The 22,358-nt window shown below is 66.9% G+C and carries 17 protein-coding genes and 1 tRNA gene; 3 read left to right on the top strand and 15 right to left on the bottom strand.

Annotated features, from left to right (window positions below):
• Nucleotides 1–8: 8 nt before the first annotated feature.
• The 4 genes from narJ to FE811_RS02395 are packed head-to-tail and all read right to left on the bottom strand — an operon-like array spanning nucleotide 9 to nucleotide 8,705.
• The gene (gene narJ, locus FE811_RS02410; RefSeq protein WP_116220723.1) at nucleotides 9–698 is read right to left on the bottom strand and encodes a nitrate reductase molybdenum cofactor assembly chaperone; all 690 of its coding nucleotides are present in this window, start codon (nucleotides 696–698) and stop codon (nucleotides 9–11) included.
• Nucleotides 695–2,212, bottom strand: coding sequence for a nitrate reductase subunit beta (narH, locus tag FE811_RS02405; RefSeq protein WP_116220722.1), 1,518 nt, complete (start codon nucleotides 2,210–2,212; stop codon nucleotides 695–697). Before narH ends, narJ begins: the two co-directional genes overlap by 4 nt.
• Nucleotides 2,209–5,973 carry a nitrate reductase subunit alpha gene (locus FE811_RS02400; protein ID WP_072463076.1) on the bottom strand — a complete coding sequence of 1,255 codons (3,765 nt, stop codon included), beginning with the start codon at nucleotides 5,971–5,973 and terminating at the stop codon, nucleotides 2,209–2,211. The genes narH and FE811_RS02400 overlap by 4 nt, the downstream gene beginning before the upstream one ends.
• Nucleotides 5,974–5,987: 14 nt before the next feature.
• Nucleotides 5,988–8,705 carry an MFS transporter gene (locus FE811_RS02395; RefSeq protein ID WP_116220721.1) on the bottom strand — a complete coding sequence of 906 codons (2,718 nt, stop codon included), beginning with the start codon at nucleotides 8,703–8,705 and terminating at the stop codon, nucleotides 5,988–5,990.
• A gap of 273 nt (nucleotides 8,706–8,978) precedes the next feature.
• Between FE811_RS02395 and FE811_RS02390 the strand changes: the two genes are divergently transcribed.
• Nucleotides 8,979–9,683 (top strand): helix-turn-helix domain-containing protein, encoded by a 705-nt coding sequence (locus tag FE811_RS02390; RefSeq protein ID WP_036756548.1) that lies wholly within the window; start codon nucleotides 8,979–8,981, stop codon nucleotides 9,681–9,683.
• Between the two features lie 220 nt (nucleotides 9,684–9,903).
• Here FE811_RS02390 and FE811_RS02385 read toward each other — a convergent pair whose 3' ends face one another.
• A complete protein-coding gene (locus tag FE811_RS02385) occupies nucleotides 9,904–11,094 on the bottom strand; it encodes a multidrug effflux MFS transporter (protein WP_116220720.1) in 1,191 nt (396 codons plus the stop codon).
• Between the two features lie 390 nt (nucleotides 11,095–11,484).
• On the opposite strand from FE811_RS02385, the gene FE811_RS02380 reads away from it, so the two are divergent.
• Both FE811_RS02380 and FE811_RS02375 read left to right on the top strand, forming a co-directional pair.
• Nucleotides 11,485–12,177: a FadR/GntR family transcriptional regulator gene (locus FE811_RS02380; protein ID WP_240540514.1), complete on the top strand. Its 693-nt coding sequence runs from the start codon at nucleotides 11,485–11,487 to the stop codon at nucleotides 12,175–12,177.
• Nucleotides 12,178–12,387: 210 nt separating this feature from the next.
• Complete coding sequence (locus FE811_RS02375; RefSeq protein WP_166435386.1) at nucleotides 12,388–13,347, top strand: asparaginase; 960 nt, start codon at nucleotides 12,388–12,390, stop codon at nucleotides 13,345–13,347.
• Nucleotides 13,348–13,537: 190 nt separating this feature from the next.
• On the opposite strand, the gene FE811_RS02370 is transcribed toward FE811_RS02375, so the two are convergent.
• From FE811_RS02370 to sufB, 10 genes are all read right to left on the bottom strand, one after another.
• Nucleotides 13,538–13,614, bottom strand: a tRNA-Arg gene (locus FE811_RS02370).
• 53 nt (nucleotides 13,615–13,667) lie between these two features.
• On the bottom strand, nucleotides 13,668–14,324 hold the full coding sequence (locus FE811_RS02365) for a cytochrome b/b6 domain-containing protein (protein ID WP_036756536.1): 657 nt from the start codon (nucleotides 14,322–14,324) through the stop codon (nucleotides 13,668–13,670).
• Complete coding sequence (locus FE811_RS02360) at nucleotides 14,317–15,960, bottom strand: tetrathionate reductase family octaheme c-type cytochrome (RefSeq protein WP_208861511.1); 1,644 nt, start codon at nucleotides 15,958–15,960, stop codon at nucleotides 14,317–14,319. Before FE811_RS02360 ends, FE811_RS02365 begins: the two co-directional genes overlap by 8 nt.
• A gap of 156 nt (nucleotides 15,961–16,116) precedes the next feature.
• Nucleotides 16,117–17,328, bottom strand: coding sequence for a cysteine desulfurase (locus FE811_RS02355; protein WP_036756531.1), 1,212 nt, complete (start codon nucleotides 17,326–17,328; stop codon nucleotides 16,117–16,119).
• Nucleotides 17,325–17,912, bottom strand: a complete 588-nt coding sequence (locus FE811_RS02350; protein WP_036756528.1) for a YIP1 family protein — start codon at nucleotides 17,910–17,912, stop codon at nucleotides 17,325–17,327. Before FE811_RS02350 ends, FE811_RS02355 begins: the two co-directional genes overlap by 4 nt.
• Nucleotides 17,909–18,397, bottom strand: a complete 489-nt coding sequence (locus FE811_RS02345) for a hypothetical protein (RefSeq protein WP_114536110.1) — start codon at nucleotides 18,395–18,397, stop codon at nucleotides 17,909–17,911. The genes FE811_RS02350 and FE811_RS02345 overlap by 4 nt, the downstream gene beginning before the upstream one ends.
• Nucleotides 18,394–19,758 (bottom strand): SufD family Fe-S cluster assembly protein, encoded by a 1,365-nt coding sequence (locus FE811_RS02340; RefSeq protein WP_116221672.1) that lies wholly within the window; start codon nucleotides 19,756–19,758, stop codon nucleotides 18,394–18,396. The genes FE811_RS02345 and FE811_RS02340 overlap by 4 nt, the downstream gene beginning before the upstream one ends.
• On the bottom strand, nucleotides 19,758–20,513 hold the full coding sequence (gene sufC, locus FE811_RS02335; RefSeq protein ID WP_036756524.1) for a Fe-S cluster assembly ATPase SufC: 756 nt from the start codon (nucleotides 20,511–20,513) through the stop codon (nucleotides 19,758–19,760). The genes FE811_RS02340 and sufC overlap by 1 nt, the downstream gene beginning before the upstream one ends.
• Before the next feature lie 9 nt (nucleotides 20,514–20,522).
• A complete protein-coding gene (locus FE811_RS02330; protein WP_036756521.1) occupies nucleotides 20,523–20,834 on the bottom strand; it encodes a heavy metal-binding domain-containing protein in 312 nt (103 codons plus the stop codon).
• A complete protein-coding gene (sufB, locus tag FE811_RS02325; RefSeq protein WP_072463069.1) occupies nucleotides 20,831–22,357 on the bottom strand; it encodes a Fe-S cluster assembly protein SufB in 1,527 nt (508 codons plus the stop codon). Before sufB ends, FE811_RS02330 begins: the two co-directional genes overlap by 4 nt.
• Nucleotide 22,358: the final 1 nt, after the last annotated feature.

Below are 22,358 nucleotides of genomic sequence, written 5' to 3'. Positions count from 1 at the left end.
GCTCCTCCTCATTGCGCCGGGTTCGCGACGCGCGGGGCGTCCATGCGGGCAAGGATGTCGCGGCTGACCGGGCAGCCGGCATTGGGGTCGGGACCGAAAGTGACCTGCGCCTCTTCCCAGACGGCATCCAGCGCGGCCAGATCCTCGGGGTCGTCGTCGGGGACGGCGGCCAGCTCCTCGGGCAGTTCGGGTGGCTCGGTCACGACCAGCGTCACCAGCGCGCTCAGCACGCCGGCATAGGCGCTTTCGCGCCGCGTCAGCCGGTCAGCCAGCGCGACCAGGATATGGGCGGCATCGGCCAGCAGCGCCTCGGCCTCGGGCAAGGGCCGGGTGGACAGGTATTCCAGCAGCACCGGCAGGTGGTCGGGCAGTTCCGGCCCGACCAGGTCGAAGCCGCCGGCGCGATAGGTTTCCAAGAGATCGACCATGGCGCCGCCGCGGTCGCGGCTTTCGCCATGCACATGCTCGAACAGGTTCAGCGACAGGCTGCGCGAGCGGTCGAACAGCAGCACATAGCGTTCCTGCAGGTCGTAGAGGTCGCCCTGGCGCAGCTCTTGCAGCAGCCGGGCGATTTCCTCCATGCGCTTGGGGCCAAGCAGCCCCTCGGCATGCAGCACCGCGTCGATTTCGGTCAGCGCCGCGATCAGCTCCTCGCTGGGATAGGAAAGCAGCGCGGAAAGGGCCTTGAAGCTTTTCATGCGATGAACTCCTGCGGGCTGCGGAACTTCTTGCCGCCGAAGAGCGAGGGGGTGTCGCCCGACGAACAGCCGTGCCCGTCGGTAAAGCCGCAGCCGCCGCGCAGGTCATAGGCGTCCTCGACGATCTCGCGATGCGTGGTCGGGATGACGAAGCGGTCCTCGTAATTGGCGATGGCGAGCAGCTGATACATCTCGTCGATCTGCTGCGGGGTCAGGCCGACGCGCTTGGCGACGCCCAGGTTCACCACCCCGTCCAGCGTCTTGGAACGCATGTAGCTGCGCATGGCCAGCATCCGCTCCAGCGCGGCGGCGACCGGGGCCTCGTCCCCCGCGGTCAGCATGTTGGCAAGGTAGCGCAGCGGGATGCGCAGGCTGCGCACGTCGGGCATGTCGTCCTGCGCTGCGATCTTGCCCGCCTCGGCCGCGTTCTGGATCGGCGACAGCGGCGGGACATACCAGACCATCGGCAGGGTGCGATATTCCGGGTGCAGCGGGAAGGCGATCTTCCATTCCATCGCCATCTTCCAGATCGGCGAGCGCTGCGCGCCGCGGATCCAGTCCTCGGGCACGCCCTCGGCGCGGGCGGCGGCGATCACCTCGGGGTCGTTCGGGTCCAGGAACACGCCCAGCTGCGCGTCGTAGAGGTCCATTTCCGATTCCGCCGCCGCGGCCTCGGCGATCCTGTCCGCATCATAGAGCATCACCCCCAGGTAGCGGATGCGGCCGACGCAGGTTTCCGAACAGACCGTGGGCTGGCCCGATTCAAGCCGGGGATAGCACAGGATGCATTTTTCCGACTTCCCGGTGGACCAGTTGTAATAGATCTTCTTGTAGGGGCAGCCGGACACGCACATCCGCCAGCCCCGGCACTTGTCCTGATCGATCAGCACCACCCCGTCCTCTTCGCGCTTGTAGATCGCGCCCGAGGGGCAGGAGGCGACGCAGGCCGGGTTGAGGCAATGCTCGCAAAGCCTCGGCAGATACATCATGAAGGTGTTTTCATATTCGCCGTAGATGTCCTTCTGGATGCCCTCGAAGTTGTAGTCCTTGCTGCGTTTCTCGAACTCGCCGCCCAGGATCTCCTCCCAGTTCGGGCCCCATTCGATCTTTTCCATCCGCTCGCCCGAGATCTTGGATCGCGGCCTTGCGGTCGGGAAGGCCTGCATCTCGGGCGCCGATTTCAGGTGGTCGTAGTCGAAATCGAAGGGCTCGTAGAAATCGTCGATCTCGGGCAGGTCGGGGTTGGCAAAGATATTGGCCAGGATGCGCCACTTGCCGCCCTGCTTGGGCCGCAGATGGCCCGAGCGGGTCCGCACCCAGCCGCCGTTCCAGCGCTTCTGGTTTTCCCAATCCTTGGGATAGCCGATGCCGGGCTTGGTCTCGACGTTGTTGAACCAGGCGTATTCGACGCCTTCGCGCGAGGTCCAGACGTTCTTGCACGTCACCGAGCAGGTATGGCAGCCGATACACTTGTCCAGGTTCAGCACCATGCCGATTTGCGCACGCACTTTCATTCCGCTGCCTCCATCTTTTGGGTTGCGGGCCCCGTTTGCAGGGGCTGGTCGAGCCAGTCGACCTTGTTCATCTTGCGAACGATGACGAATTCGTCGCGGTTGGCCCCCACGGTGCCGTAGTAGTTGAAGCCATAGGCCAGTTGCGCATAGCCGCCGATCATGTGGGTGGGCTTGGGCACGATGCGCGTCACCGAATTGTGGATGCCGCCGCGCAGGTTGGTGATCTGGCTGCCGGGCGTGTTCACGATCTTTTCCTGGGCGTGATACATGAACATGCTGCCTTCCTTCATGCGCTGGCTGACCACCGCGCGCGCGGTGATGACGCCATTGCTGTTGAAGACCTCGACCCAGTCGTTGTCGACCAGCCCGGCTTTCCTGGCGTCGATCTCGGATATCCACACCACCGGGCCGCCGCGGTTCAGCGTCAGCATCAGCAAGTTGTCGGTATAGGTCGAATGGATGCCCCATTTCTGGTGCGGGGTGATGAAGTTCAGCACCACGTGCTTTTCGCCCGCGGCCAGCGACTTCCTCGCATCCGCGCCGACGGTCTTCAGGTCCACCGGCGGGCGCCAGGTCACGAAGCTTTCGCCAAAGGCGCGCATCCATTCGTGGTCCTGGTAAAGCTGCTGGCGGCCCGAGACGGTGCGCCACGGGATCAGCTCATGCACGTTGGTCCAGCCAGCGTTATAGCAGACCTCCTCGCTTTCGATGCCGGACCAGGTGGGGGACGAGATGATCTTGCGCGGCTGGGCGGCGATGTCGCGGAAGCGGATCTTCTCGTCCTCCTTGACCTCGGCCAGATGGGCGTGGTCGCGGCCCGTGGCGCGGCCAAGCGCGGCCCATGCCTTGACCGCCACCTCGCCATTGGTCTCGGGCGCCAGCATCAGCACCACCTCGGCGGCGTCGATAGCCGTCTCGATCCGCGCCATGCCCTTGGTCGCGCCCTCTTCGGTCACGCGGCCGTTCAGCGCCTGCAGGTGATGCACCTCGTCCTTGGTGTCCCAGCTGATGCCCTTGCCGCCGTTGCCCAGCTTTTCCATCAAGGGGCCCAGCGCGGTGAAGCGCTTGTAGAGGTTCGGATAGTCGCGCTCGATCTCGATATAGGCGGGCGCGGTCTTGCCGGGGATCAGCTCGCATTCGCCCAGCTTCCAGTCCTGCACGAAGGGCTGGGCGATCTCGCCGGCGCTGTCGTGCTGCAGGGGCAGCTGCACCACGTCGGTCTCGACCCCCAGCACCTCGGGCGCAATCTCCGAGAACTTGCGGGCGATGGACTTGAAGATCTCCCAGTCGGATTTCGACTCGTAGGCCGGGTCCACCGCCGCTTGCAGCGGGTGGATGAACGGATGCATGTCCGAGGTGTTCATGTCGTCCTTTTCATACCAGCTGGCGGTCGGCAGGACGATGTCGGCATAGACGGCGGTGGTGGACATGCGGAAGTCGATCGTCACCAGCAGGTCCAGCTTGCCCTCCGGCGCCTGCTCGTGCCAGGCGGCCTCGACCGGCTTCTGCCGGCCCTCCTGGCCCAGATCCTTGCCCTGCACGCCATGATCGGTGCCCAAGAGGTGCTTGAGGAAATATTCATGCCCCTTGCCCGAGGAACCGAGCAGGTTCGAGCGCCAGACGAACAGGTTCCTCGGCCAGTTCTCGGGCGCGTCGGGGTCTTCGCAGGACATCTGCAGATCGCCCGACTTCAGCTCGCGCGCGACGTAATCCCTGGCGGGGATGCCTTCGGCCTTGGCGGCACGGCCGACCTCCAGCGGGTTGGTCCTCAGCTGCGGGGCCGAGGGCAGCCAGCCCATCCGCTCGGCGCGGATGTTGTAGTCGATCAGGCTGAGCCGGTTCCAGTCGCCCGCCGGCGCGGTCGGCGACAGGATCTCCTGCGCGCTGACCGTCTCGTAGCGCCATTGGTCGGTATGGGCATACCAGGCCGAGGTCGCGTTCATGTGCCGCGGCGGGCGCGCCCAGTCCAGCGCGAATGCCAGCGCCGTCCAGCCGGTCTGTGGGCGCAGCTTTTCCTGGCCGACGTAATGCGCCCAGCCGCCGCCCGACTGGCCGACGCAGCCGCACATCACCAGCATGTTGATGACGGCGCGATAGTTCATGTCCATGTGGAACCAATGGTTCATCGCCGCGCCGATGATGATCATCGACCGCCCATTGGTCTTTTCGGCATTGGCGGCGAATTCGCGCGCGACCTGGATGATCTTGTCGCGGCGCACGCCGGTGATGCGCTCGGCCCAGGCGGGGGTAAAGGGCACGTCGGCGTCATAGTCGCGCGCGACGTTCTCGCCGCCCAGGCCCCGGTCCAGGCTGTAATTGGCGCAGAACAGGTCGAAGACGGTGGCGACCAGCGCCTGCTGGCCATCGGCCAGGGTCAGCCGCTTGACCGGCACGTTGCGGGTCAGCACCGCGCCGCGGTCGTCGACGGCGAAGCCATTGGTCGCGGCGCCGCCGAAATAGGGGAAGTCGACGCCGACCACGTCGTCGCGATCCTCGTCCAGGATCAGGCTCATCTTCAGCCGGACCTCGTCCTCGCCGGCCTTCTGCTCAAGGTTCCAGCGCCCCTGCTCGCCCCAGCGGAAGCCGACCGAGCCGTTCGGGACCACGATGCGGCCGGTCACGTCGTCGATGGCGACCGTCTTCCATTCCGGGTTGTTCGCCTGGTCCAGCGCGCCGTCGAAATCGCTGGCGCGCAGCTGGCGGCCGGGGATCAGGCGGCCGTCCCGTTCCTCCAGCCGCACCAGCATGGGCATGTCGGAATAGCGCCGGCAGTAATCCTCGAAATATTCGGCCTGCCGGTCCAGGTGGAACTCGCGCAGGATGACATGGCCGAAGGCCATGCCCAGCGCCGCGTCGGTGCCCTGCTTGGCGTTCAGCCAGATGTCGCCGAACTTCGCCGCCTCGGAATAGTCGGGGCAGATCACCGCCGACTTGGTGCCGCGATAGCGCGCCTCGGTATAGAAATGCGCGTCGGGCGTGCGGGTCTGCGGCACGTTCGAACCCCAGAGCAGCAGGTAGCCCGCGTTATACCAATCCGCCGATTCCGGCACGTCGGTCTGTTCGCCCCAGGTCTGCGGGCTGGCCGGCGGCAGGTCGCAATACCAGTCATAGAAGGACATGCAGGTGCCGCCCAAGAGCGACAGGTAGCGCGTGCCCGCCGCATAGGAGATCATCGACATGGCCGGGATCGGCGAGAAGCCGAAGACCCGGTCTGGGCCATAGGTTTTCGCCGTATAGGCATTGGCCGCGGCCACGATCTCGGTCGCCTCGTCCCAGGTCGCGCGCACGAAGCCGCCCTTGCCGCGGATGCGGGTATAGCTTTCGCGCGCCTGCGGGTCGGCCTGGATCGCGCTCCAGGCCTCGATGGGGGTCATGGTCCGGCGCTTTTCGCGCCAGAGCTTCATCAGCCGGCCGCGGATCAGCGGCGTCTTCACCCGGTTCGCGGAATAGAGATACCAGCTGTAGGAGGCGCCGCGCGCGCAGCCGCGCGGCTCGTGGTTGGGCAGGTCCGGCCTGGTGCGGGGATAGTCGGTCTGCTGCGTTTCCCAGGTGACGATGCCGGATTTGACATAGATCTTCCAGGAACAGGAGCCGGTGCAGTTCACCCCATGGGTCGAGCGCACGATCTTGTCGTGCCGCCAGCGCCCGCGATAGGTGTCCTCCCAGTCGCGGTTTTCGGTCGTGGTCTGGCCATGCCCTTCCGAAAACACGTCCTTGCGCGTGGATTTCAGGAAGTTCAGGCGGTCCAGCAGATGGCTCATGGCTGTCTCCTATGTCAGGCAGGGGTGGCGGCGCCGGCAGGGGCGCGGCCGCGTTCGATGTCGTGCAAAAGCCCGCCCGGCCGGGTGTAGAACACCCAGGTCACGGCAAGGCACAGCACGTAGAAGCCCAGGAAGGCCCAGAGCGCGCCCAACGCCGATCCGGTCAGCGCGATCGAGCTGCCGTAGGCCTTGGGGATGAAGAAGCCGCCATAGGCGCCGATCGCGCTGGTGAAGGCGATGATCGCGGCGGATTCGCGGTCGGACTGCCGGCGGCGGTCCTCGGGGGAAAGCTGCGGCTCAAGCCGGGCGACTTCCTTGCGCATGATGACGGGGATCATCTGGAAGGTCGAGGAATTGCCGACCCCGGTAAAGAAGAACAGCGCCATGAAGCCCGCGAAGAAGCCCCAGAAGGACAGCGCCTGGAGCGAGACGATCACCAGCCCCACCGACACGATCATGCCGGCAAAGACCCAGAAGGTCACGCGCCCGCCGCCGACCCGGTCGGAAAGCCAGCCCGTCCCCGCCCGGCTGAGCGCGCCGACCAGCGGCCCCAGGAAGACGAATTGCAGCGCGTTCACATCGGGGAAGGCCAGCTTGATCAGCAGCGGGAAGCCCGCCGAATAGCCGATGAAGCTGCCGAAGGTGCCGATATAGAGCAGGCACATCACCCAGTTGTGCAGCCGGGTAAAGATCACCGCCTGCTCGCGGAAGCTGGCGCGGGCGTCGGTGATGTCGTTCATGCCCAGCCATGCCGCGATGGTCGAGACGATGATGAAGGGCACCCAGATGAAGCCCGCGTTCTGCATCCACAGCCGGCTGCCGTCCGAAAGCTCCTGCGCCGCGCCGCCCATGGCGCCGAAGACGCCCATGGTGATGACGATGGGCACCAGGAACTGCATCAGCGACACGCCCAGGTTGCCCAGGCCCGCGTTCAGCCCCAGGGCGTTGCCCTTTTCCGATTTCGGGAAGAAGAAGCTGATATTGGCCATGGACGAGGCGAAGTTCGCGCCCCCCAGCCCGCAAAGCAGCGCCAGCGCCACGAAGATCACATAGGGCGTCGAGGGATCCTGCACCGCATAGCCGATGCCCATGGCCGGGATCAGCAGCGAGGCGGTGGACAGCGTCGTCCACAGCCGCCCGCCAAAGATCGGCACCATGAAGCTGTAGAAGATGCGCAGCGTGGCCCCCGACAGCGCCGGCAGCGCCGCCAGCCAGAACAGCTGGTCCTGCGTAAAGTCGAAGCCGATCAGCGGCAGCTTGGCCACGACCACCGACCACACCATCCAGACCGCGAAGGCCAGCGTCAGCGCCGGGATCGAGATCCACAGGTTGCGCCGGGCGATCCTGCGGCCCTGCTCGGCCCAGAAGGTCGGGTTCTCGGGGCGCCAGTCGTCCAGCACGCGCGGCATCACCGTGCGCTCGGGGTCATGCACCTCGGCCAGTTCGGGAAAGTTCGGCAGCCGGTCCAGGGCGCGGCCCTGGGCGCGGCGCTCCATGGCGCGGATCGACAGGTGCATCCAGGCCATCGAGACGACGACGATCAGCAAAAGCAGGGCAAAGCACGAGGTCCAGATCCCGGTCAGGTCCAGCGCCGCGCCGAAGACGATGGGCAGAACGAAGCCCCCCAGCCCGCCGATCATGCCGACAAGCCCGCCGACCGCGCCGACGTGGTTCGGGTAATAGACCGGGATGTGCTTGAAGATCGCGGCCTTGCCCAGGCTCATGAAGAAGCCCAGCGCAAACAGCGTCACCACGAAGGGCCAGAGCCCCATCTCGGTCGAGAACGAGATCAGCCCGTCCTTGCCGCGGATGGTATAGTCCGTCGGCGGATAGGACAGCATGAACAGGAACAGCGCGCTGAAGCCGAAGGTCCAATACATCACCGTGCGCGCGCCGAAACGGTCCGACAGGATGCCGCCATAGGCGCGGAAGATGCTGGCCGACAGGCTGAAGGCCGCCGCCGCCATGCCGGCCACCCGCAGGTCGACGCCATAGACCTGCGTCAGGTAATGCGGCAGCCACAGCGCCAGGGCGACGAAGCCGCCGAAGACGAAGAAGTAGTAAAGCGCAAAGCGCCAGACCTGCAGATTCCTGAGCGGCGCGAACTGCTCGGCCAGGGTCGGCGCGGCGATGCCCTGGGCGCGGCGCGCCTCGAAATCGGGATCGTCGCGGGCGACCAGCAGGAAGACCACGCCCATCAGCGCGATGCCCACCGCCCAGATCTGCGCCACCGCCTGCCAGCCCCAGGCCACCAGGATGAAGGGCGCGATGAACTTGGTCACCGCGGCGCCGACATTGCCCATGCCGAAGATGCCAAGCGCGGTCCCCTGGCGCTGGGCCGGGAACCATTTCGAGACATAGGCGACGCCGATGATGAAGGAACCGCCCGCCATGCCCACGCCAAGCGCGGCCAGCAGGAAGGTGGCATAGCTGTCGGCCCAGGTCAGCGCCCAGGTGGCAAGGCCGGTGAACAGCATCTGCAACGAGAACACCAGGCGCCCGCCATAGCGTTCGGTCCAGACGCCCAGGATCAGCCGGATCAGCGACCCGGTCAGGATGGGCGTGGCGATCAGCACCCCATATTCGAACTCGGTCAGGCCGAGTTCCTGCTTGATGGTGATGCCGATGATGGAAAAGATCGTCCAGACGGCGAAGCACAGCGTGAAGGCGGTGGTGCTGAGCCACAGCGCCTTTTGCTGCTGCATCGGGGAATAGGAACTTGGGTCCGGCATGGCGGATGCTCCGATTGGGACGTTCGCGCGCTGTTTGTGGCGCTCACCCAACACGGGCCGCGGCGGCAATGTTTGATCTGGATCAACCTGGCCCAGCCGCACCCCGGAAACCGACCGGATTTCGATTCTGCGCCGTCAGGGTTGAAGGATACTCAATCCGGCACCCATCGTTCGCCCTGTCATTTCATGACAAATATGCCATTATTGATTGACAAATATCAAGATTTTTGCTATGTCAGATGCGATTCCAGACCCATCCGACAGGACAGCTTTATGCGCGAAGAGGACCGCAACGACATCCGCAACCTGCCGCTGTTTCGCAACATGACCAGCCCGTGCTTCGACGCGCTGATCCATGCGGCCTACGACCAGGTGTTCCCCGCCCAGCTGGAGCTGATCCGGCAGGGCGAGGTGGCGAATTTCCTGCATGTCGTGCTGGAGGGCGCGGTCGAGCTTTACGCCAACTGGCAGGACCGCGACACCACCATGGCCGTGGTCCAGCCGGTCGCCACCTTCATCCTGGCCGCCTGCATGCGCGACGCGCCCTATCTGATGTCGGCGCGCACCCTGCAACGCTCGCGCATCGTGCTGATCCCGGCGGTGGACGTGCGCGCGGCCTTTTCGCGCGACCACGGCTTTGCCCTGGCCACGGTGCAGGAACTGTCCGAGGGCTATCGCAACCTGGTGCGCCATGCCAAGAACCTCAAGCTGCGCAATGCCCGCGAAAGGCTGGGCGCCTATCTGTGGCAACGGTCGCAGGACGCGGGCGGCGTGGCGGGCTTCGTGCTGCCGCAGGAAAAGCGGCTGCTGGCCTCTTACCTGGGCATGACGCCGGAAAGCCTGTCGCGCGCCTTCAAGGCGCTGCGCGACCATGGCGTGCATATCGACGGCATGCGCGTCACCATCACCGACCCGGCCGCGCTGAAGGCGCTGGTCCAGCCCAACACCCTGCTGGACACGGCGCTGAACATTCCCTGACGGCGGGGATCCGAGCGCAAGCGGCGGCCTCCGACCGCGCCCGGATATGCCGGCGGATAGGTTCCGCCGATCCCGACCGAAAGGCAGCGGGTGCTGGCGCGACACGGCGCGCCGGCCCAGCGTGCCAGCCCGCCGGCGTGATCCATGATGCGGGTTTCGGCCCGAGCGCGCCCTGCCCGCCCCCAAGGGCGCGGCGCAGGCTGGGGCGGGACCGGGAAGGTCAGGCCAGCAGCCGCAGCCGCGGCAGCGAGGCCGCGGCCGCCGCCCAGGCAAGGCCCGCGCAAAGCGTGATCGCCGGCACCATGGTCGCCGCGGTATTGTCCAGGAGCGGCCCGGTCACGGCGATCATCAGCCCGCCCGTCAGCATCTGCAGCGTGCCGCCCAGCGACGAGGCGAGCCCGGCGATGTCGGGATGCGGGTCCAGCGACATGACCATGGCTGTCGGCATGACCAGCCCCAGGCAGGCATTGGCCACAAACAGCCCGGCGATGACCACCGCCAGCGCGTCGAACCCCGCCAGCACCACCAGGGACAGCGCCAGCGACAGCCCGGCAAAGCCGGTGATGGCCAGCGAGATCACCCGCTCCATCCCGAAGCGCTCGGCCAGCCGGCCGGCGAATTGCGAGGCGGTGAAGAAGCCCACCGCATTCACCGCGAAGGCCAGCGAGAACCCGGTCGGGCTGAGCCCGTATTGCCGGGTATAGACGAAGCTCGCCGAGGCCAGGAACACGAAGAAGCTGGCCATGCCGAAGCCGCCGATCATGGTCAGCCCCAGGAAGCGGCGGTCGGACAGCAGCCGCCGCGCCCCGGCCGTCATGGCCGCCAGCCGCACCGGCCGGCGCCGCTCGGCCGGCAGGGTCTCGGGCAGCACGAACAGGATCAGCCCCAGGCTCAGCAAGGCGGCCGCGGCCAGCACGGCGAAGATCTCGCGCCAGCCGCCCCAGGCCATCACCGCCGATCCGGTCAGCGGCGCCAGCATGGGCGAGACCGAGATCACGATCATGATCGCCGCCATCATCCTGGCCGCCGCGGGGCCGGTCGCCATGTCGCGGATCACCGCGCGCGGCACCGCCATCAGCGTGGCCGCGCCCAGCCCCTGCAAGGCGCGGGCGGCGATCAGCCAGCCGATGGTCGGCGCCAGGCTGGCCGCGACTGTGGCGGCCAGAAAGATCGCCACGCCGATCACCAGCGGCTTCTTGCGCCCGACCGCATCGGCCATGGGCCCATAGATCATCTGCGCAAAGCCGAAGACGATGAAATACGAGGTCAGGGTCAGCGCCGCCCCGGCCTCGGTGGTGCCAAGGTCGCTGGCCACCTGCGGCAGGGCGGGCAGATACATGTCGATCGCAAAGGGACCGACGGCGGAAAGCAGGCCAAGAAGCAGGGCCATGCGGAACAGGGGATCACGCATCGGAAAACCTGTAGCTGTTCGGATATGGGAAATGCGGGCGCAGAATCGCGCCAAGGGTCGTTCGCCGCCGCCGGCCCTGACTGCCATACCGCAGCAGCGGGTGCAACCCCGCACGGGCCGGGCGGGCAGAGTTGATAAATGTTCACCGCGCCCGGAATCCGGCTTCCAAAAATCCGCGACCCCCGGCAGGATGAGAAACGATTTCCCCGGATTCTGGACGCGGAGCGACGCGGATGAGGATCTATCACCTGATTTTCATGGCGCAGATCGCCGGCCTGGCCGGGCTGCTCGGCGCCGCCATTCTGTACTGGTAGACGGTTCCCCGACAGCACGTCTTGACAGGTGCGCCTGACATGCAACATTGGCGCCATGAACAAGGTGGCTGATTGGTTGTCCCATAAGAGCCCGGTCAGTCGGAAAAACGCCGCCGAGACGGTGTTCGAGGATCTGCGAGGCGCGATACTGGCCGGCCGCTTGCCGGTCGGCATCCGGCTGCCCTCCGAGGCCAAGCTGGCCGAGCATTACGGCGTCAGCCGCCCGATCATCCGCGAGGCCATGCGCTCGCTGCAGACGCTGGGCCTGACCCGCAGCCGCAGCGGCAGCGGCAGCTTCGTCATCTCGGACCGGCAGGCGCCGGAGCTTGCCTATGGCAACTATTCGGCGCGCGAGCTGATCGAGGCCCGCCCCTTCATCGAGATCCCCGCCGCCGGCTGGGCCGCCCTGCGCCGCAGCGACGAGGACATGGCCCGGCTCTTGCAGCTTTGCGACAGCATGGAGCGACAGGAGGATGCGCTGAAATGGGTGCGGCTGGATTCCGATTTCCACTGCCTGATCGCCGAGGCCGCCCGCAACCGGCTGTTCGCCCGCATCGTCACCGATTCCCGCGACGCGCTGATGCGGCAATCCGAACTGGTGAACCTGATGGCGGATCGGCGCATCACCTCGAACCTGGAACATCGCCGCATCGCCGAGGCGATCGCCGCCGGCTCCGAGACCGAGGCGCGCACCGCCATGCGCGACCATCTCGACGAGGTCGAACAGGCGATGACCTGGATCATCAGCCAGCGCCCGGCCAATTCCTGATCTTGCGGTGGCAGGCCCGCTGCGGCAATGATCCGCCCGCTTTCGCCCCCGGCCGCGCAAGATTACGCAGGGTGCAGGCGACCGGCCGGGCTTGACCCCGGCGGCGGCTGTGTTTATCGCAAGCTGTCAGACAGATCGCGGCAGGCCGGGCCCGCCCAAGCCGGCCGCAGTTCTGCAAGGGAGGGATTGCGCAACCATGCAGTTCGTGTCGTGACCGGGACCGGACGGATTCCGCTGCTGGCGGTGCTTGCCACCGGCGGCACCATCGCCAGCAGCCGGGACACGAACGGCGCCGCCAGCCCCAGCCTGGGAGCGGCGGATCTTTTGGCGATGCTGCCGCCGATGGCGGTCGACCTGCGCCCGCAAGAGGTGCTGGCCAAGGATTCCGCCAGCCTGACGCTGGCCGACATGCAGCGCATCAGTGACGCGGTGGCGGCCCAGCTGGCCGATCCCGGCATCGCCGGCGTCATCGCCCTGCACGGCACCGACGCGATGGAGGAAACCGCGCTTCTGGTGCAATTGCAGCATGCGCCGCGCAAGCCGGTGGTGTTCACGGGGGCGCAATTCGCCTCGGACCACCCGCGTTCGGACGGGGCGCGCAACCTGGCCGATGCCGTCCGCGCGGCCCTGCAGCCGCCCGGCCAGGGGGGCGTGGTCCTGGCCTTCGGCGGCCGGCTGCTGCCGGTCTGGGGGCTTTACAAATTCGCCTCGGACGCGCCGGACGCCTTTCGCCGCGTGGCCGAGGAAGGCCCCAGCGTCACCCGGCCCCTGCCCGCCCCGGTCGACAGCCTGCGCGTCGACATCGTCGCCACCCATCCCGGCAGCGACGGGCTGCATCTCGAGGCCAGCCTGGCCGCCGGGGCGCGGGGCATCGTGATCTCGGCGCTGGGATCGGGCAATGCCACGCCCGAACTGGTCGCCGCCATTGCGCGGGCACGAGCGCAGGGCGTGGTGGTGGTGGTCTCCAGCCGGGTGCCCGAGGGGCTGCTGTCGCCGATCTATGGCGGCGGCGGCGGCGGCCATGACATGCGTCGTGCGGGTGCCATCCATGCCCGGCTGCTGCGCCCCGGCCAGGCGCGCATCCTGCTGGCGGCGATGCTGGCCAATGGCTGCCCCGAGGCCGAGATCGCCCGCGCCTTCGAAACCGCACCGGAAGCCGCAACGACCTGAGCCCGGCCGCACAGCTCGTGGCGGACGCCACGCCGCTGATCTTGGCGGATGGAAGCCTCTGCCCACCCGCCAACGAATCGCGCCGCGGCGGGCCTTTCCCGCGCAGCCGATGCAGGGGAGCCGTGCTGGTTGGTCCAAGCCCCGCAGGAACATCCCAAGCGGCCGATGTTCCGGTGGTGGTTCGGGGAAATGGCGCACCCGACAGGATTCGAACCTGTGACCTTCGCCTTCGGAGGGCGACACTCTATCCAGCTGAGCTACGGGTGCCTCAGGCCGGTCCATAGCCGATCGGACCGGCCCCCGCAATGGCAAATCGCCGGTCAGGGCTTCAGGCGCCGGGGTTCCTCGGCGGCCAGATAGGCTTCCTGCTCGGGCGTCAGGTCGACGGTCTCGAACCCGGTCAGCATCGGCTTCACATGCTCGCGAAAGCCGTGGCCGACGGTCAGCAGGTAGACATGCGCCACCACGAAGCTGCCGATCGCAAAGGCGGTCAGGATGTGGATGTTGGCCACCGCCCAGATCGCCCATCCCGACGGGTCGAGATCGTCCCACAAGCCATAGCCCAGATAGGCAATGCCGCTGAGAAACACCGCCGGGAACAGCAGCACCTTCAACGCCAGATAGGCCAGCGCCTGCAAGGGGTTGTGCCGGCGCCGCAGCACCTTGCGATAGGGGTGCTCCTCGCCGCGGAACACCCCCCAGGCATAGAAGCGCGCGACCTGCCACAGCCCGGCGCGGCGCGGCGCGAACTGTCGCCACGTCCCGGTCGTCAGCAGCCAGAAGGCGGTGAAGGCCCAGAGCAGCATCAGCGCCACCGCGACGACGGAATGGATCGTCACCGCCAGGCCGAAGGTCAGAACCCCGTGCAGCCCCATGATCCGCAGCCCGGTGAACAGCAGGACCAGGATCGAGGCCGCCTGGCTCCAGTGCCACAGCCGGTTGAAGCGGGTATAGACCAGAACCTTGCGCTCAGCCATGATGCGCCCCCTTTCCCTTCCTGCCAAGCAGGCGCAGAAGCCCGTGCCCGGCCACGCCCGCGACCGCCATCGCCAGCAGGGCCAGCCCGATGATCCCGCCCGGCGGCAGGCCGGTGCCGGGAATATAGACGCCGGTGATTCCGGCCATGCGGCCTTCCGGCCGGTGGCAGGCACCGCATTTCAGCGCATCCTCGGCCGGCGCGACCATATGGGTGATCGGCCAATACATCTGCGTGTCGACGAAATCGAACTTCCCGGAATAATCCGTGCCCATGTAATGCGCCGCCGCCTGCAGCGCCTTGGACCAGTCGAAATTCGTCCAGAAGGCGGTATCGGTCTGCGGGCCATAGACCTGGCTGTGCAGAAGCACGTTGCGCTCGGTGTCGAAGGCCTGGCGGCCGACCATCTGCTTGAAGGGCCAGATCCGCGCATCCGGGTCGACGGCCGAACCCTCGAGCCGGTTGATCTCGACCGGCAGCGACGGATCGAAGACCGTCTCGGCGGTGGTGTACTCGACCGTGCCGTTGAACCAGCCATAGAAGGGCACCACGTTCTCGGCCCATTCGAAATTGCCCTTGGTGGACAGGTAGGTGTGCAGGTGCTGGCCGTCGGACTGGGTGAACTCCTCTTCGGCGAAGGGCTTGCCGTCCTTGAGCTTGCCGGCGGTCGACCAGTCCCACAGCGTCTTGGTCGCGACGCCGCCGCGAGCAAAGGACGGAATGTGGCAGGTCTGGCAGGCGACGCGGTCGGTATGGTCGTTCAGCTTCATCCCCGTCGGCGTCGCGGCATGGGGCCGGTTGCCGTGGCAGCTTTCGCAGGTCGCGGCATCGCGCGGCTGGCCCAGCAGATGGGCATCGACGATGTCCTTGGCCTCGACGGCATAGCGCGAGCCGGCGACGCGGTGGTCCTCGGTGACATGGCAGGTCTGGCAGGTGAAATTGCCGCCTTCGGGCGACATATGCACATCGGTCGCCAGGTCCGGCCGGATCAGCGCCGAGGACAGGTCGCCATGCTTCACGTTGTCGCCGCCGCCGCCGTAGAAATGGCAGTTGCCGCAATTGTCGCGTCCGGGCGCGCCCACCGATTGTGCCGCCCGCGCCAGATCGACCGGCTTGGCATCGGCGCCGGTGATGGTCTTGGCCCCGGCAGGCACCGGCTCCAGCGGCGGATGGCCCGCCATGTTGTCGAGCTTGGTATATTGGCCGGAACGGTCATGGCAGGCCAGGCAATCCACCCGCGCCGGGTCAGAGGGCGGCGGCTGGCGCACGTCGGTCCAGCCATAGCCGGCGTGGCAGGATGTGCAGCGCGCCTCGTTCGAGCCGACATTGCCGCAAAACGAATTGATGACGCTGGATTTTCCCAGCTTCTGCCCAGTTTCGGCATGGGTATAGTCCCATGTCCAGTGCAGCGTGTGCATGACCTGGTCGCCGGCCTCGGTATGGCAGGACAGGCAGGCCTGGGTGACTTCCGGCCCCGATGAGAAGGGCCCCTTCAGCGCCGGAAATTTCGAATGGTCGGCGGTGCTGCCGCTGCCCGGAACGGCAGGCGCCTCCTGCGCCTGCGCCGGCGCGGCCATCGCGGCCGCGACCCAAAAGGCCCATGCGAGCAAACGCATGGCCCGGTTTGTCGGTGGCATTTGCCCTCTTCCTCCCAAGGGTCGGCCGGTTCGCTACGGCCGAAGAGAGCGCGCTTCCTGAATGCAGTCTAGCAATGCCGGCACAACGCCGCCAGAATCGGGCGCCGCCGCAAATTGACGCATGCCTACGAAGGAACGAATATTACGCCGGAGGGGTCAGGCGAACAGTTCCCGGCAGAAGGACAGCCCGTCCACCAGCGCATCGACCTCGGCGCGGGTGTTATACATGGCGAAGCTGGCGCGCGCGGTGGCGCTGAGGCCGAAGAAGTCCAGCAGGGGCATGGCGCAATGCGTTCCCGCCCGCACCGCGATGCCGCGCTTGTCGAGGATGGTCGAGATGTCATGGGCATGCGCGCCCTGCATCGTCATCGAGAAGATCGCGCCCTTCTCGGCCGCGTCGCCCTGCACCGACAGCCAGTTCAGGCTGCGCAGCCGCTCGCGGGCATAGTCGCGCAGGTCACGCTCATGCGCGGCGATGTTCTCCATGCCAAGCGCCATCAGGTATTCCAGCGCCGCGCCCAGGCCGATCTGGTTGGCGATGCCGGGGGTGCCCGCCTCGAAGCGCAGCGGCGGGTCGGCGTAATCCACGCCGTCGCGGGTGACGGTGCGGATCATGTCACCGCCGCCCATGAAGGGGCGCATCTCGGCCTGGCGCTCGGCCCGGATCCAGATCGCGCCCGAGCCCGAGGGGCCATAGAGCTTGTGCCCGGTGATGCAGTAGAAATCGACGCCCAGCGTGGACAGGTCCACCGGCATATGCACCGCGGCCTGCGACCCGTCGGCCAGCACCGGCACGTCGGTCGCCCGCGCGATGGCGCCGACATCGACCACGGTGCCGGTCACGTTCGACATATGGGTGACGGCGATCAGCCGGGTGCGCGGTCCCACCGCCGCCAGCACCTTTTCGGGCGGCAGCGAGCCGTCGGGCTCGGGCTCGACCCATTTCAGCGCCACGCCCTGGCGTTCGCGCAGGAAGTGCCAGGGCACGATATTGGCGTGATGCTCCAGCACCGACAGCACGATCTCGTCGCCCGGCCCCAGCCGCGGCGCGGCCCAGCCATAGGAGACCAGGTTGATCCCCTCGGTCGCGCCCGAGGTGAAGATCACCTCGTCCTCGCGCGGGGCGTTCAGGAAGCGGGCGATGATGGCGCGCACCCGCTCGTAATTCTCGGTCGCGAGGTTGGACAGGAAATGCAAGCCGCGATGGACATTGGCATATTCCGCCTCATAGGCGCGGGTGATGGCGTCGATCACCACGCGCGGCTTTTGCGCCGAGGCGCCATTGTCCAGGTAGACCAGCGGCCGGCCGTTCACCTGCCGCGACAGGATCGGGAAATCGGCACGGATCTTTTCGACGTCGAAGCTCATGGTGTCACCTCGGGGACGATGCCGAATGCCGCCGCGATCAGCGACAGCACGAAGCCAAGCAGGAAAATGCTGCCGATCAGGCCCACGACCACCTTGCCGGTGCTGGTGAACCCGTGCAGCGCCTTGGTCATGGTCACGGCAAGATAGAGGAAAAGGCCAAAGGCCAGCATGGACAGCAGCGTGGCGGTAGCCGGGAACAGCGCCATCATCACCACCTGCACCGCCTGCAGCCCGACCAGCATCAGCTCGACCCAGCCGACGATCAGCAGCGCATCGGCGAACGTGCCATGCCCGCCGAACAGCCGGCCGATCTGGGCCACGAACAGCGCCGACAACGCCATGGCGCCCAGCTGGATGCCGGCCAGCGTCATCGGTTCGGAAAGCATGCGCGAGACAGGGTTGTCCACCTCGATCGGGAACAGCAGCAGCGACAGCGCGGCCAGCAGCGTGGACAGCGTCACCGCCAGCAGCAGCACCATCCAGCGCGTCGCCATCGGCAGGTCCAGCCCGCGCAGCACCGCGACCGCCGCATCGGGGTCGCGCAGGGTCAGGACCATCAGATCGCCAAGATCGCCCAGTTTCATCTGTTCCCCGCCAATGCGCGCAATCCCGCGCCCCATATCACGAGAAAGCCGAGCCCCGCCACCGCCCGCGTCACGCCAAGCGCCGCACCGGGGCCGACCAGCCCGGCGGTCAGCCCCGCCAGCAGCATCGCCGGCGCCACAGCCAGCAAGGCCCAGAACAGCGCCAGCCGCGAATCCTGCGGCGCGACCGGCCAGGGCGTCAGCCGCGACAGCGCCGAAACCAGCGCCGCCAGCCCATAGGCCAGCAGCGGCATCATGAACATCACCGCCAGCAGCGCCCCGCCCATGCGCGCGCCCAGCGGCACCTCGGGCATGAGCTGCGCATCCCGCGCATGGCCCGGCGCCTGCGCGATCAGAAAGATCAGCATCGCCGCCATCAGCACGACGATCAGCGCCCGGTCGGGCATGCCGCGCAGGGACCTAACTACCCTGCCCGGCGCCCACCAGCTTTCCAGGATGCGCGGGACGATGCCGGCCCGGCTCATGCCTTGCCCGGACTGGCCGCCTTGCCCGGATTGCCCGCGCGCGCCGTCAGCCAGTCTTCCAGCCGGCCCAGGATGTCGTCGCGCAGCCGCTGGTCCTCGATCTCGTCCAGCGCATCGGCCAGGAAGGACAGCACCAGCAGCACGATGGCGCGCTCCTTGGGCACCCCGCGCGAGCGCAGGTAGAACAGCGCCGTCTCGTCCAGCGCGCCGGTGGTCGAGCCATGCGAGCATTTCACGTCGTCGGCATAGATCTCGAGTTCCGGCTTGGCGAGGAACTGGCTGCCCTCGTCCAGCAGAAGCCCCTGGCTGATCTGGTAGCCGTCGGTCTTTTGCGCGCCGGGCTTGACCAGGATCTTGCCCTGGAAGATGCCCTCGGCCCCGTTCTTCAGCACCTTCTTGAACACCTGGCGGCTTTCGCAGCGCTCGGCGGCATGGGTGACGAAGACGGTGTCGTCATGGTGGAAGCGGCCGATGTCGCCGTCGCCCAGCACCGCGGCGGCGATATGGGCCACGGCATCGTCGCCGGCGATGTCGATCACCGCCTCGTTGCGCATCATCGAGCCGTTGACCGAAAGCGTGAAGGACTTGAACAGCGCCTCGGCAGCGACGCGGGCAAAGATATGGCCCAGCCCCAGCTTGGGATCGTTGGCGCGCTTGGCGCTGATGTGATGGAAGCGGGCGCCCCGGCCCAGGTCGGCCTCGATCACCACGTTCGAGCGCGCGCCGATCGAGCCGGTTTCCAGCAGCGTCAGCTCGGCCCCCTCCTCCAGCTGGACGAGGTGGTGCAGATGCACGTCGGCATCCGCCGCCGAGCGGCGATAGGTGATATGCACCGGACGCTCGACCTTGCCGGTGACGCGGATCAGCACGCCCTCGGCGGCGACCAGCGTGTTCAGCGCGGCGAAGGGTCGCTTGACCGGCACCTGGCCCGCGGTTTCCAGCCGGCCGTAAAGCCCGGCCGCCCAGTGATCCGCCCCGGCATCGGCGGCGGCCAGACTTTCGACCTGCACCCCCTCGGCCACAAGCGCATCCGAGGCCTCGGCGTCGAAGCGCCCGTCCACGAAGACCAGGTTCAGCCGGTCGATGCCGGTGAACAGGGTGGTTTCATCCGCCGCCAGCTCGACCGGCTGCGGCCGGGCCGCGTTGAAGGGCGCGGGATCGGTATAGCGCCAGTATTCGTCGCGCGCGCCGGGCAGGCCCATGGCCTCCAGCCGCTGCGCCGCATCCTCGCGCGCGGCGCGGGTAAAGCCGCCGCGCGGCAGGTCCAGCGCGTCCAGGCGCGCCGCAAGCGCGGCATCGCCGGGACGGGCCTTGCCCTCGACCGTGGGCACCTGCGCGGCAAGAACAGCCGTGTCCGCCATCATCCGACCTCCGCCAGCAGATCGCCGTAGCCGTTCTGCTCGACCTCCAGCGCCAGTTCGGGGCCGCCGGTGCGCACGATGCGGCCGTCGGCCATGATATGCACCACGTCGGGCCGGATATGGTCCAGAAGCCGCTGGTAATGGGTGATGACCAGGAAGCTGCGGTCGGGCGAGCGCAGGGCGTTCACGCCCTCGGCCACCAGCCGCATCGCGTCCACGTCAAGGCCGGAATCGGTCTCGTCCAGGATGCACATGCGCGGCTCGAGCATCGCCATCTGCAGGATCTCGTTGCGCTTCTTCTCGCCGCCCGAGAAGCCGACGTTGACCGCGCGCTTCAGCATCTCGCTGTCGATCTTCAGCGTCGCCGCCTTCTGGCGGATCAGCTTGAGGAAATCGGCCGAGGACAGCTCTTCCTCGCCGCGCGCCTTGCGCTGCGCGTTCACCGCGGTGCGCAGGAAGGTCATGTTGCCCACGCCGGGGATCTCGACCGGGTATTGGAAAGCCAGGAACAGGCCGGCGGCGGCGCGTTCCTCGGGCTCCATCTCCAGCAGGCTCTCGCCGTCCAGCGTGGCCTCACCGCCGGTGACCTCATAGCCGTCGCGACCCGACAGCACATAGGACAGCGTGGACTTGCCCGAGCCGTTCGGCCCCATGATGGCATGGACCTCGCCAGCCGGGACGGTCAGATCGACGCCCTTGAGGATCTGCTTGTCCTCATCCTCAAGCTTGACGTGCAGGTTCTTGATTTCCAGCATGGTTCGTTCCTATTCGACGCTTACGGCGGTGCCCGAGGCGGACACCATCAGCATGTTGTTGATGACTTCATAGTCCAGGTCGACGCCGACCACGGCATTGCCGCCCAGGGCGGCCGCGCGGTCCTGCATCTCGGACAGGGCGGTTTCGCGGGCCGAGGCCAGCGCGGATTCATAGGCGCCCGAACGGCCGCCCACGATGTCGCGAATCCCGGCGAAGATGTCGCGAAAGATATTGGCGCCGATGATGGTCTCGCCCGTCACCACGCCGTGATAGGCGCTGATGCGGCGGCCCTCGATGCCGGGGGTGGTGGTGACGATCATCCGACCGACCCCTCCAGGCTGATGGCGACCAGCGATTGCGCCTCCATGGCGAATTCCATCGGCAGGGCCTGCAAGACCTCGCGGCAGAAGCCGTTCACCACCAGGGCGACCGCCTCTTCCTCGTCCATGCCGCGCGAGCGGCAATAGAACAGCTGGTCGTCGTCCACCTTGCTGGTGGTCGCCTCATGCTCCACGCGGCTCGAGGTGTTCTTGACCTCGATATAGGGCACGGTATGGGCGCCGCATTTGTCGCCGATCAGCAGGCTGTCGCATTGCGTGTAGTTGCGGCTGTTCTTGGCGCGCGGGTGCATGGTCACGAGACCGCGATAGGTATTCTGCGCCTGCCCGGCGGAAATCCCTTTGGAAACAATGCGCGAGCGGGTGTTCTTGCCAAGATGGATCATCTTGGTGCCGGTATCGGCCTGCTGGTGGTTGTTGGCAATGGCGATCGAATAGAACTCGCCCTGCGACTCGTCGCCGCGCAGGATGCAGGAGGGGTATTTCCAGGTGATCGCGCTGCCGGTCTCGACCTGGGTCCACATCACCTTGGCCCGCGCCTCGCGGCAATCGGCGCGCTTGGTGACGAAGTTGTAGATGCCGCCCTTGCCTTCCTCGTCGCCGGGGAACCAGTTCTGCACGGTCGAATACTTGACCTCGGCATCCTCCAGCACGACGATCTCGACCACCGCGGCGTGCAGCTGGGCCACGTCGCGCTTGGGCGCGGTGCAGCCTTCCAGGTAGCTGACGTAAGAGCCCTTGTCGGCGATGATCAGCGTGCGCTCGAACTGGCCGGTATTCTCGGCATTGATGCGGAAATAGGTGGACAGCTCCATCGGGCAGCGCACCCCCGGCGGCACATAGACGAAGCTGCCGTCCGAAAAGACCGCCGAGTTCAGCGTGGCGAAGAAATTGTCCGACTGCGGCACGACCGAGCCCAGGTATTTCCGCACCAGCTCGGGATGCTCGCGGATCGCCTCGCTGATCGAGCAGAAGATGACGCCGGCCTTGGCCAGTTCGTCCTTGAAGGTGGTGCCGACGCTGACGCTGTCGAAGACCGCATCGACCGCGACCTTGCGCCCTTCGGCGGGCGCGCCCTCGGCACCCTCGATCCCGGCCAGGATCATCTGCTCCTTCAGCGGGATGCCCAGCTTTTCATAGGTGGCCAGCAGCTTGGGATCGACCTCGTCCAGCGACTTGGGCTTTTCAGCCATGCTTTTCGGGCGGGCGTAGTAATACTGGTCCTGATAGTCGATCTCGGGATAGTTGAGCATCGCCCATTTCGGCTCGGTCATGGTCTGCCAGCGGCGGAAGGCCTGCAGCCGCCACTCGGTCATCCATTCCGGTTCCTCGTTCTTCTTCGAGATCAGCCGGACGATGTCCTCGTTGATGCCCTTGGGGGCATATTCCATCTCGATCTCGGTATCCCAGCCGTATTTGTACGACCCCATGTTCTGGACGGTCTCGACGGTCTCGCGGTCTACGCCCTCGCGGATTTCGATTGCCTCGCCGATCTCTACAGTCATC

The sequence above is a fragment of the Paracoccus sp. FO-3 genome, from assembly GCF_006386455.1.
In the GTDB taxonomy this organism is placed as follows: domain Bacteria; phylum Pseudomonadota; class Alphaproteobacteria; order Rhodobacterales; family Rhodobacteraceae; genus Paracoccus; species Paracoccus versutus.
This window is presented reverse-complemented; position numbering and strand designations above follow the sequence as displayed.

Bases quoted from the DNA above. Each gene is read 5' to 3' on its own strand.
- narJ (WP_116220723.1), bottom strand. From the start codon at position 698: ATGAAAAGCTTCAAGGCCCTTTCCGCGCTGCTTTCCTATCCCAGCGAG.
- narH (WP_116220722.1), bottom strand. From the start codon at position 2,212: ATGAAAGTGCGTGCGCAAATCGGCATGGTGCTGAACCTGGACAAGTGT.
- FE811_RS02400 (WP_072463076.1), bottom strand. From the start codon at position 5,973: ATGAGCCATCTGCTGGACCGCCTGAACTTCCTGAAATCCACGCGCAAG.
- FE811_RS02395 (WP_116220721.1), bottom strand. From the start codon at position 8,705: ATGCCGGACCCAAGTTCCTATTCCCCGATGCAGCAGCAAAAGGCGCTG.
- FE811_RS02390 (WP_036756548.1), top strand. From the start codon at position 8,979: ATGCGCGAAGAGGACCGCAACGACATCCGCAACCTGCCGCTGTTTCGC.
- FE811_RS02385 (WP_116220720.1), bottom strand. From the start codon at position 11,094: ATGCGTGATCCCCTGTTCCGCATGGCCCTGCTTCTTGGCCTGCTTTCC.
- FE811_RS02365 (WP_036756536.1), bottom strand. From the start codon at position 14,324: ATGGCTGAGCGCAAGGTTCTGGTCTATACCCGCTTCAACCGGCTGTGG.
- FE811_RS02360 (WP_208861511.1), bottom strand. From the start codon at position 15,960: ATGCCACCGACAAACCGGGCCATGCGTTTGCTCGCATGGGCCTTTTGG.
- FE811_RS02355 (WP_036756531.1), bottom strand. From the start codon at position 17,328: ATGAGCTTCGACGTCGAAAAGATCCGTGCCGATTTCCCGATCCTGTCG.
- FE811_RS02350 (WP_036756528.1), bottom strand. From the start codon at position 17,912: ATGAAACTGGGCGATCTTGGCGATCTGATGGTCCTGACCCTGCGCGAC.
- FE811_RS02345 (WP_114536110.1), bottom strand. From the start codon at position 18,397: ATGAGCCGGGCCGGCATCGTCCCGCGCATCCTGGAAAGCTGGTGGGCG.
- FE811_RS02340 (WP_116221672.1), bottom strand. From the start codon at position 19,758: ATGGCGGACACGGCTGTTCTTGCCGCGCAGGTGCCCACGGTCGAGGGC.
- sufC (WP_036756524.1), bottom strand. From the start codon at position 20,513: ATGCTGGAAATCAAGAACCTGCACGTCAAGCTTGAGGATGAGGACAAG.
- FE811_RS02330 (WP_036756521.1), bottom strand. From the start codon at position 20,834: ATGATCGTCACCACCACCCCCGGCATCGAGGGCCGCCGCATCAGCGCC.
- sufB (WP_072463069.1), bottom strand. From the start codon at position 22,357: ATGACTGTAGAGATCGGCGAGGCAATCGAAATCCGCGAGGGCGTAGAC.